Consider the following 8,362-nt stretch of genomic DNA (forward strand, 5'->3'; position numbering starts at 1 on the left):
CGGTCGCACGACGGTCGCATCCGGGTCACGAACGGTCGCACACGGTCGCACGCCGACTATCGGAGTGCGGCGCGGATGGCCTGCTCGATGCCGGGGTCGCGGAAGACGAACCCGGACCCCAGCAGCCGGGTGGGGCGGGCCCGCTGACCGCCCAGCACGTCCTCGGAGAGCTCCCCGAGCACGGCGCGCAGGGCCACGGCCGGTACGGGCAGCACCGCCGGCCGGCGCAGCACCCGGGCCATGGCGGCGGTGACCTGGCGGTTGGTCAGCGGTTCGGGAGCGGTGAGGTTGACGGGGCCGCTGAGGGCCGGGGTGTCGATGATGTGGCGCAGGGCCGCGACCTCGTCGTGGAGGGAGATGAACGGCCAGTACTGTCGGCCGTCGCCGAGGCGGCCGCCGACGCCGGCCCGGAAGAGGGGGAACATCCGCCCCCAGGCCCCGCCCTCCTTGGCGACGACCAGTCCGGTACGGGCGAACGCGGTGCGGATCCCGGCCTCCTGGGCCGGGGCGGCGGCGGCCTCCCACTCCAGGCAGACGGAGGGCAGGAAGCCGTGTCCGGCCGGGGCGTCCTCGTCCACGACGCGGTCGCCGGTGTCCCCGTAGTAGCCGACGGCGGAGCCGCTGACCAGGACGCCGGGCGGTTCGTCGAGGCCGGCGAGCGCGTCCGCCAGCGCGGCCGTGCCCAGCACCCGGCTGTCGCGGATCTTCCGCTTGTACGCGGCGGTCCACCGGTGGTCGCCGATCCCGGCGCCGGCCAGGTGCACGACGGCGCCGCAGCCGGCCAGGGCGGCCCGGTCGACGTGGCCGCGCTCCGGATCCCACCGCGCCTCGTCCGCGCCGGCCGGCTCCCGCCGCACGAACCGCACCACCTGGTGGCCGTCGGCCCGCAGGGACCGCACGAGAGCACTGCCGATGAGCCCGGTCGACCCGGTGACTGCGATGCGCATGCCCCCATCCTGCCGGGTCGCTGCGCCGGCTTCGGCGGATTCGGGGCCGCGTCGTCGTCCTTCGCCGGACCGCGTGCCCTGGCGGGCGTCACACATCCGGGGCGGAGGCCCGGTCAGGTCGTGGCCGTACCGAGCCAGGTGCCGACCGCGTAGGTGACGGCCATGGCCAGCGCGCCGCCCGCCACGTTGCGGGCGACGGCCCGCGGCACCGGCGCCCCGCCCAGCCGTGCGCTGAGCACCCCGCACAGCGTGAGCGCCGCCAGCACCGCCACCACCGTCACCGGCACCCGCTCCGACGGCCCCGGCAGGAGGATCGCCAGCAGCGGCAGCAGCGCCCCCACCGTGAAGGCGACGAGGCTCGCGAAGGCCGCGTGCCACGGGTTGGCCAGCTCGTCCGGGTTGATCCCCAGCTCCACCCGGGCGTGGGCCCGCAGCGCGTCCCGCTGCGTGAGCTGCTCGGCGGCCTCCCGGGCGACGTCCCGGCTCAGGCCCCGCTCCGCCAGCAGGCCGGTGAGCTCCTCGAGCTCCGCCTCCGGCTCCTCGGCCAGCTCCCGGCGTTCCATGTCGAGGGCGGCCCGTTCCGAATCCCGCTGGGAGCTCACCGAGACGTACTCCCCCGCCGCCATGGACAGCGAGCCCGCCAGCAGTCCGGCGACGCCCGCCGCCAGGATCGTCGCACGCGAGGTGGTGGACCCGGCCACACCGACCACCAGGCCCGCGGTGGAGATGATCCCGTCGTTGGCGCCGAGCACCCCCGCGCGCAGCCAGTTCAGCCGCGTGCTCATCTGCGCGCTCGCGGCGCCGTCACCGGCGCCGTGCGCCTCGACGTGGGCCCGGCCGGGCGCCCTGCCCGGGCCTTCGTTTCCCGTCACGCCACCACTGTCGCGGCCCGCAGCCTCAGGAGCCACCCGGCGGACCGTTCCGGGGTGCGCGGGCCCGGCCCCCGTACCAGGGTGGAGGGGTGAGACGCGGACGCGATGAGCCGGGCCGGCTGCGCGGCGAGCCACCGCCGCGCTGGGCCCGTATCGCGCCCGCGGCGGCTCTGGTGGCGCTCGTCCTGGCGCAGGCGCTCACCACAGACGTGGAGCTGGGGTTCTTCCTGGCGGGTCTGCCCCCGGTGGCCGCGTTCGCCTACGGGGCGGCCGGGACCGCGGCCTTCGCCGCCATCGTCCTGCTGCTGCTGGGGGTGCACGACATCGGCGTCGCCCATGCCCGGGGCGCGGACCTGGCGACGGTGGCCGTCGTCGGGGTGCTCAGCGTGGTCATCGCCTGGGTCCGCCAGCGCCGGGACGAACAGCTGGTCAGCGTGCGGACGGTGGCGGAGGCGGCCCAGCTGGCGGTACTGCCGCCGGTGCCGGACCGGGTGGGTGCGGTGCGCTGCTCGGGCCTCTACCGGGCGGCGCAGCGCGGCACGCTGGTGGGGGGCGACCTGTACGACGTACGGGTGGGGCCGTTCGGGGTGCGGGCGCTGGTCGCGGACGTGCAGGGGCACGGCCTGGCGGCGGTGGCCACGGTGGCGGCGCTGCTCGGGGCCTTCCGCGAGGCCGTGCTCGACGACGCGGAGCTGGCGGCGGTGGCGCTACGGCTGGACCGGCGGCTGCTGGCGGACGCGGCCGACGCCCATGTGGACCATCCGGAGCTGTTCGCGACGGCGGTGCTGATGGAGTTCCCGCCGGGGCTGGACCTCGTACGGTTCGTGTCGTGCGGGCATCCGCCGGCGCTGCGGCTGCGCGGGGCGGTGGTGGAGGAGGTGACGGTGGAGCCGGGCCCTCCGCTGGGCCTGGGGCTCGCCGGACCGGATCCGCCGAAGGTGGTGGAGCTGCCGGTGCTGCCCGGGGACCAGTTCCTGCTGCACACCGACGGCGCGACCGAGGCCCGGGACGCGACGGGGCACTTCTACCCCCTGGCGACCCGGGTGCCCGTCCTGGCCCGGGACCCGGTGGGCCTGGTCGGCGCGGTGTGGCGGGACCTGTCGACCTTCACGAACGGCGGGCCGGGCGACGACGTGGCGCTGCTGCTGCTCTCCCCCGACGGCCGCCCGTGAGGACCCCGGCCCTGCCCCCGCCCGTGGTCAGGGGCGGGGGCACGGGCAGGACCGGGGCATGCGGTGACGAGCCGTCACGACTCCTTGATGAAAGCGCGCACCATCTTGCAGGTGACGTTGGACGGCCGGTGGATCCCCGTCCGGACGGCCATCGTCCGGATCTTCCGGTTGGTGGCGCGCTTGGCGTCATACGTCCCCGAGTCGAGCAGGGATATCGCCAGCCGCATCGCCTTCAGACGGCGGTTGTGGCTCTCGTACCACTCGCGGGGCAGGCCCGCCGGCAGCGGCTTCTTCTGGACGGGCCGGACGATGCTGGCAGTGGCCATCTACAGCCTCCCAAACGGTAGTTGGCTTCCTGTCGTTCTCCCTCGATTTTACCGGGGACCACTGACAGAAGACCCTGGCCAGACGGGCCCTGGGTAGGGTCGGGGCCATGGAGATCTGGATCAATCCCGCCTGTTCCAAGTGCCGCAGCGCGCTCACCCTGCTCGACGCGGAGGGCGCCGAGTACACCGTGCGCCGCTACCTGGAGGACGTGCCGTCCGAGGACGAGATCCGCGAGGTGCTGGGCCGTCTAGGGCTGGAGCCGTGGGACATCACCCGCACGTCGGACCCGCTGGCCGAAGAGACCGGCGTACGGGACCTGCCGCGCGAGGCGACGGACGGGGCACGGGCCCGGTGGATCGCCCACCTGGCCGCGCACCCGAAGCTCATCCAGCGCCCGATCATCACCGCCGAGGACGGCACGGCCGTCGTCGCCCGCTCCGAAGAGGCCGTCCGCGACGCGCTGTCCCGCACCCCCTAGACGCGGCGGGCGATGACTTCCATGCAGGCGCGGTAGCGCTCGCTGACCGCGTAGTGGAGGGGCTCGAAGCCGTGCTCCTCCATCAGCGCGTAGAGGCGCCGGCGGCTGAAGTTGTGGAAGTGCTCCAGCTCCCCCCAGTAGGGGTTGGCCTCGCCGGCGTCGAGCAGGCGCCAGACCGGGCAGTCGTAGTGGGGCATCGACGCGAAGATCACGCCGCCGTCGCGCAGCAGACGGTGCGCGGCGGCCAGGCCCTCGCCGGGGTACGGCATGTGCTCCAGCACGTCGGCCAGGCTGATGACGGAGTACCGGCCGGGGGCGTCGAGCGCCGTGAGGTCGGCGCAGTGCGCTTCGATGCCGAGCCGGCGCAGCCCCTCCGCCGTCGACGGCCGCAGATCGAGGCCCTGCGGCTCGAAGCCCCACTCCTCGGCGGTGAACAGCAGCGATCCGTTGCCGAAGCCGACGTCGAGCCAGCGGCCGTCCGAGACGTAGCGCGCGACGCGTTCGACGATGCGCGCCGAGGTGTAGCGGTTCTGCTCGAAGCCGGCGCCGGGCTGCTGGTTCGGGTTGGTCGCGGAGAAGATCTCGGCCGAGACCTCGTCCGAGAAGTAGCCGTCGGTGAAGACGTGCCCGCACGCGGCGCAGCGCATCCAGGTCATGACCGGTGCGACGACGGGCTTGTAGAGCGGGTGGCGCGAGCAGTCCCCGGTCCTCAGGACGGAGATCTCGGCGTGGCAGCAAAGTGGACAGGCGTCGTACAGCAGGCGCGGCTGGGGGGACGCGAGCGGGGTGGTGGCGGAAGGGGCCGTGAGGGCCGGGCCGGAGGACATGTCAGGAAAATAGCGACTCTCCGGGTCGAAACGCCGCTGACGCGCGGGCCTCTAGTCGGCGAGCAGACGGGCGATCTCGGCGGCGGCCGTCAGGGGCAGCGCGTGGTGCGAGACCCCGGGCAGTACCTCGACCCGCGCGCCCGGCAGCGCCCCGCGCGCGGCGCGGGCCGCCCGGAGGGGGTCGTGGCAGCGCGCCCGCCCGGCGAAGAGGACGTCCACCCGAATCCCCGACCGCCCGCCGGGCGGCTCCGCGAGCGGGCCGAGGTCCGGGCGCGGACCGGTGACCGGCCGGGCGGTGGGGAAGCGGGCCGTCTCGTCCTGGAGCCGGAGCCAGGCCGGGTCGAGGGCCGCACCGCGGGTCTCCCAGGCGAGGAAGGAGCGGATCCGCCGCGGAGTGGGCCGCAGTAGCACGGGCAGGGCGCGCAGGATGTAGCCGGGGCGCAGTCCCGCGAAGACCTGGGTCGGGTCGAGCAGGACGAGGCGGCCGAGCCGGGCGGGCCGCCGCGCGGCGTGGTGCGCGGCGATCCAGGCTCCGTACGAGTGCCCGCCGAGGGTCACCGGTCCGCGCGGGCCGAGCCCGTCGAGCACTGCGTCGAGCCAGTCGGCCAGGTCCTCGGCGGTCCGCAGGGCCTGCCCCGGCTCCGGGACGGCGAGTCCCGGTTCACCCACCAGGTCCACGGCGTGCACCCGGTGGGTGGCGGCCGCCCCGGCGGCGGCGCAGGCGCCCCACACCGCGGAGGTGGCCCCGCCGCCCGGCAGCAGAACCAGCGGCGGGGCGCCGACCGGGCCGCAGCTGTTGACGCGGGTGACCCCGTAGGGAGTCGGTAGGTCGACGGCCTCGACGGGGCCGGGCCATCCGCCGAGCACCTCGTCGTAGGCGGCGCGGAAAGAAGGGGAGTAGGAGGGGGAGGACACGGGCTGCTCCAATGTCTCGCCAGGCGATAATCTCGCTCAACGAGATATTAAAGGGGAGGCGATGTGCCCGACAACCACGAGCCGGCCGAGCCCGGCCCGCTCGATCGCGAACCGGACAACTTGCAACTGGTGCACCTGCTGCGGGCGGTGACCGTCGACTTCGGCCTGCGCCAGGCGGAGTTCGCGGCCCGCAACGGCATGCACCCCACCGACGTACGGGCGCTGATCTGCCTGCTGGACGCGGACCGCGCGGCCGAGCCGGCCACGGCGGGCCTGCTCGGCGCCCGGCTCGGCCTCAACTCGGCCGGCACCACCGCCGTGATCGACCGGCTGGAGCGGCTCGGCCACGTGGCCCGGATCCGTGACGACCAGGACCGGCGCCGGATCCTGCTGCGGGTGGAGCCGGGGGCGATCCGCCTGGGCCGCGAGTTCTTCGGGCCGCTGATCGACGGAGTGCTGAAGGTGCTGGACTCCTTCGCCCCCGCCGAACGGCACACCGTCCGCCGTTTCCTGACGGCCACCCATGCCGTCTTCGCGTCGGAGCCCCGCCCGTGACCGCATCCGAATCCGTATCCGGCTCCCCGGGATTCGGTTCCGCCCCCGGATCCGATTCCGCCTCCGCCTCCGCCTCCGGGTCCGACCTGCACCTGGATCTGCCCGCCGAGGGTGCCCGGCGCACCGCCCTAGCCCGGGCCCTGCGCAGCGCCGTGCGCAGCGGACGGCTGGCCGGCGGGACGCGGCTGCCTCCGTACCGGGCCCTGGCCGCCGACCTCGGGCTGGCCCGCAACGCCGTCGCCGACGCCTACGCCGAACTGGTCGCCGAGGGCTGGTTCACGGCCCGGCAGGGCTCCGGCACCCGGGTCGCGGAGGGGGTGGCGAGCCCGCCCGCGCCGGCCACCGGGGCCGGCCCGCCACCCGAACCGCCCCGGCACGACCTGCTCCAGGGCAAACCCGACCCGGCCTCCTTCCCGCGGGGCCCCTGGGCCACCAGCGCCCGGCGGGCCCTGGCCGAGGCGCCCACCGAGGCCTTCGGGCCCGGCGATCCGCGGGGCCGCCCCGAGCTGCGGCGGGCCCTGGCCGGCTACCTGTCCCGGACGCGGGGCGTGCGTACCGGCCCCGAGAACATCGTGATCTGCTCCGGCTTCGCCAACGGGCTGCGGCTCCTCGCGTCCCTGCGCCCCCGGGACTGGGCCGTGGAGGCGTACGGACTCCCCTTCCACCACGGCATCCTCGACGCCGCCGGGGTCCGGCCGCACCCCGTCGCGGTCGACGAGGACGGCGCCCGGACCCAGGAACTCCCCTCCCGGGCCCGTACGTTGCTGCTCACACCTGCGCACCAGTTCCCGACCGGGGGCCGCCTGCTGCCCGCCCGGCGCGCCGCCGCCGTGGAGTGGGCCCGTACCACCGGCGGCGTGATCGTGGAGGACGACTACGACGGAGAATTCCGCTACGACCGCAAGCCGGTCGGCGCGGTGCAGGGCCTGGCCCCGGAGCACGTGGTGTACGCGGGCTCGCTCAGCAAGAGCCTCTCCCCCGCGCTCCGCCTGGGCTGGCTGGTCCTGCCGGACCACCTGCTCGGGCAGGTGCTGGCGGCGAAGGGGCTGCGGGAGTCCTGGGCGAGCGCGCTGGACCAGCTGGCCCTCGCCGACTTCATCGACTGCGGGGCGTACGACCGGCACGTGCGGCGGATGCGCCTGCGCTACCGCGGCCGCCGCGACCAGCTGGTCTCCGTACTGGCCGCCCGCGCCCCGGAGGTCCGGGTCACCGGCATCTCGGCCGGACTGCACGCCGTGGTGGAACTCCCGCCGGGCCGCGAGGCCCGGGCCCTCGCGGCGGCCAGCGCCTTGGGGCTGGCCCTGGACGGCCTCTCCTCCTACCGGCACCCCGCCGACCCGACCCCGCCCCGTGAGGGCCTCGTCGTCGGCTACGCGGCGCCCCCGGACGCGGCCTTCGGCCGCGCCCTGGACGCCCTGGCGGAAGTGGCCCGCCGAGCGGTGGCGGGCCGGTAGGGCCGGAGGGGGCACGCCGGAAGCGGGCGGCCCGGCCGGTCGCCTTCCTCTCGCCCCACCCCGCACCCGTTCCCCCCGTCCCGGCGGGGGGTCGACCGGATGCTCGGCGGGGTGTGCGGGACGGTCCTGGCCAGTGGTCTGCCGGCCGCGCTCGATCAGAAGGGCGGGGACTTCACCCCGTACCACGACGCCGGCCGGGTGCTCGTGACAGCGGCGACGGCCGTGCTCGCGCACGGCCCCTGCTGTCCGCCTGGGGCTCGGTCGTGGCGCTTGCCCGCCCGGTTCGGCCCTGTTGATCGGCCTGGCCGATGCCGCCATCGGCCTCGCCGTCATCATCGCCAACGCCCTCGTCAAACAGGGGGGCCGGGCCTCACACGGAGAGCCGGGCCTCACACGGGCAGCTGCGCCTCCGCCTGCGCCAGGATCTCCGTCAGCCGGGCGCCGAACTCCGCTCCGCGCGGATCGGGCACGCCCGTCCGGGCGGCGGTGAGCAGCGCGTCGAGGGCCCGCCCGTAGGCACCCGGTACGTCGCTCCAGCCGGGCAGTTCGTGCACGCCCTCGGTGCCGCGCAGCTCCAGCCCCACCCCGGCGGCCGCGCTCGGCGCGCCCAGGCTGAGTACGGCGGTGCTGGCCGCGCCGGAGGCGTGCCGCAGCGCCAGCTGGACGACGTCGGAGGGGCCGCGGGTGGCGCTGACCCCGGTGACGTCCCCGAGGATCGGGATCAGGACCGACAGGGCGTGCGGCCCGACGTCCCACAGCCCGCCCTTGGCCTTGCGCCAGGGCGAGTCGGCGTAGGCGCTGGGCGTGCCGTCGGG

At 75.7% G+C, this 8,362-nt stretch carries 10 protein-coding genes; 4 read left to right on the forward strand and 6 right to left on the reverse strand.

The annotated features are described in order from the left end of the window. Window positions 1-56: 56 nt before the first annotated feature. Together AB0F82_RS24555 and AB0F82_RS24560 are read right to left on the reverse strand one after the other, a co-directional pair. The gene (locus AB0F82_RS24555) at window positions 57-947 is read right to left on the reverse strand and encodes a TIGR01777 family oxidoreductase (protein WP_362631277.1); all 891 of its coding nucleotides are present in this window, start codon (window positions 945-947) and stop codon (window positions 57-59) included. Between the two features lie 113 nt (window positions 948-1,060). Continuing rightward, a complete protein-coding gene (locus AB0F82_RS24560; protein WP_362631303.1) occupies window positions 1,061-1,732 on the reverse strand; it encodes a VIT1/CCC1 transporter family protein in 672 nt (223 codons plus the stop codon). Between the two features lie 176 nt (window positions 1,733-1,908). On the opposite strand from AB0F82_RS24560, the gene AB0F82_RS24565 reads away from it, so the two are divergent. Continuing rightward, the gene (locus AB0F82_RS24565) at window positions 1,909-2,991 is read left to right on the forward strand and encodes a PP2C family protein-serine/threonine phosphatase (RefSeq protein WP_362631278.1); all 1,083 of its coding nucleotides are present in this window, start codon (window positions 1,909-1,911) and stop codon (window positions 2,989-2,991) included. Window positions 2,992-3,065: 74 nt separating this feature from the next. On the opposite strand, the gene AB0F82_RS24570 is transcribed toward AB0F82_RS24565, so the two are convergent. After that, complete coding sequence (locus AB0F82_RS24570) at window positions 3,066-3,317, reverse strand: hypothetical protein (protein WP_356812174.1); 252 nt, start codon at window positions 3,315-3,317, stop codon at window positions 3,066-3,068. A 107-nt stretch (window positions 3,318-3,424) separates the two neighbouring features. Here AB0F82_RS24570 and AB0F82_RS24575 point away from each other — a divergent pair, with 107 nt between their 5' ends. Continuing rightward, on the forward strand, window positions 3,425-3,796 hold the full coding sequence (locus AB0F82_RS24575; RefSeq protein WP_362631280.1) for an ArsC/Spx/MgsR family protein: 372 nt from the start codon (window positions 3,425-3,427) through the stop codon (window positions 3,794-3,796). Here AB0F82_RS24575 and AB0F82_RS24580 read toward each other — a convergent pair. Continuing rightward, a complete protein-coding gene (locus tag AB0F82_RS24580) occupies window positions 3,793-4,623 on the reverse strand; it encodes a class I SAM-dependent methyltransferase (protein ID WP_362631282.1) in 831 nt (276 codons plus the stop codon). The two genes, AB0F82_RS24575 and AB0F82_RS24580, sit on opposite strands and share 4 nt — an antisense overlap. A 51-nt stretch (window positions 4,624-4,674) precedes the next feature. After that, a complete protein-coding gene (locus AB0F82_RS24585; RefSeq protein ID WP_362631284.1) occupies window positions 4,675-5,538 on the reverse strand; it encodes an alpha/beta fold hydrolase in 864 nt (287 codons plus the stop codon). Window positions 5,539-5,601: 63 nt separating this feature from the next. On the opposite strand from AB0F82_RS24585, the gene AB0F82_RS24590 reads away from it, so the two are divergent. Together AB0F82_RS24590 and AB0F82_RS24595 are read left to right on the forward strand one after the other, a co-directional pair. Further along, on the forward strand, window positions 5,602-6,093 hold the full coding sequence (locus AB0F82_RS24590; protein ID WP_362631286.1) for a MarR family transcriptional regulator: 492 nt from the start codon (window positions 5,602-5,604) through the stop codon (window positions 6,091-6,093). Further along, window positions 6,090-7,547: a PLP-dependent aminotransferase family protein gene (locus AB0F82_RS24595; RefSeq protein WP_436842143.1), complete on the forward strand. Its 1,458-nt coding sequence runs from the start codon at window positions 6,090-6,092 to the stop codon at window positions 7,545-7,547. The genes AB0F82_RS24590 and AB0F82_RS24595 overlap by 4 nt, the downstream gene beginning before the upstream one ends. 389 nt (window positions 7,548-7,936) lie before the next feature. On the opposite strand, the gene AB0F82_RS24600 is transcribed toward AB0F82_RS24595, so the two are convergent. After that, on the reverse strand, window positions 7,937-8,362 hold a 426-nt coding region (locus AB0F82_RS24600; protein WP_436842144.1), incomplete at its 5' end, for a Gfo/Idh/MocA family protein.

This window comes from Streptomyces virginiae (assembly GCF_040638905.1).
Classification (GTDB): domain Bacteria; phylum Actinomycetota; class Actinomycetes; order Streptomycetales; family Streptomycetaceae; genus Streptomyces; species Streptomyces virginiae_B.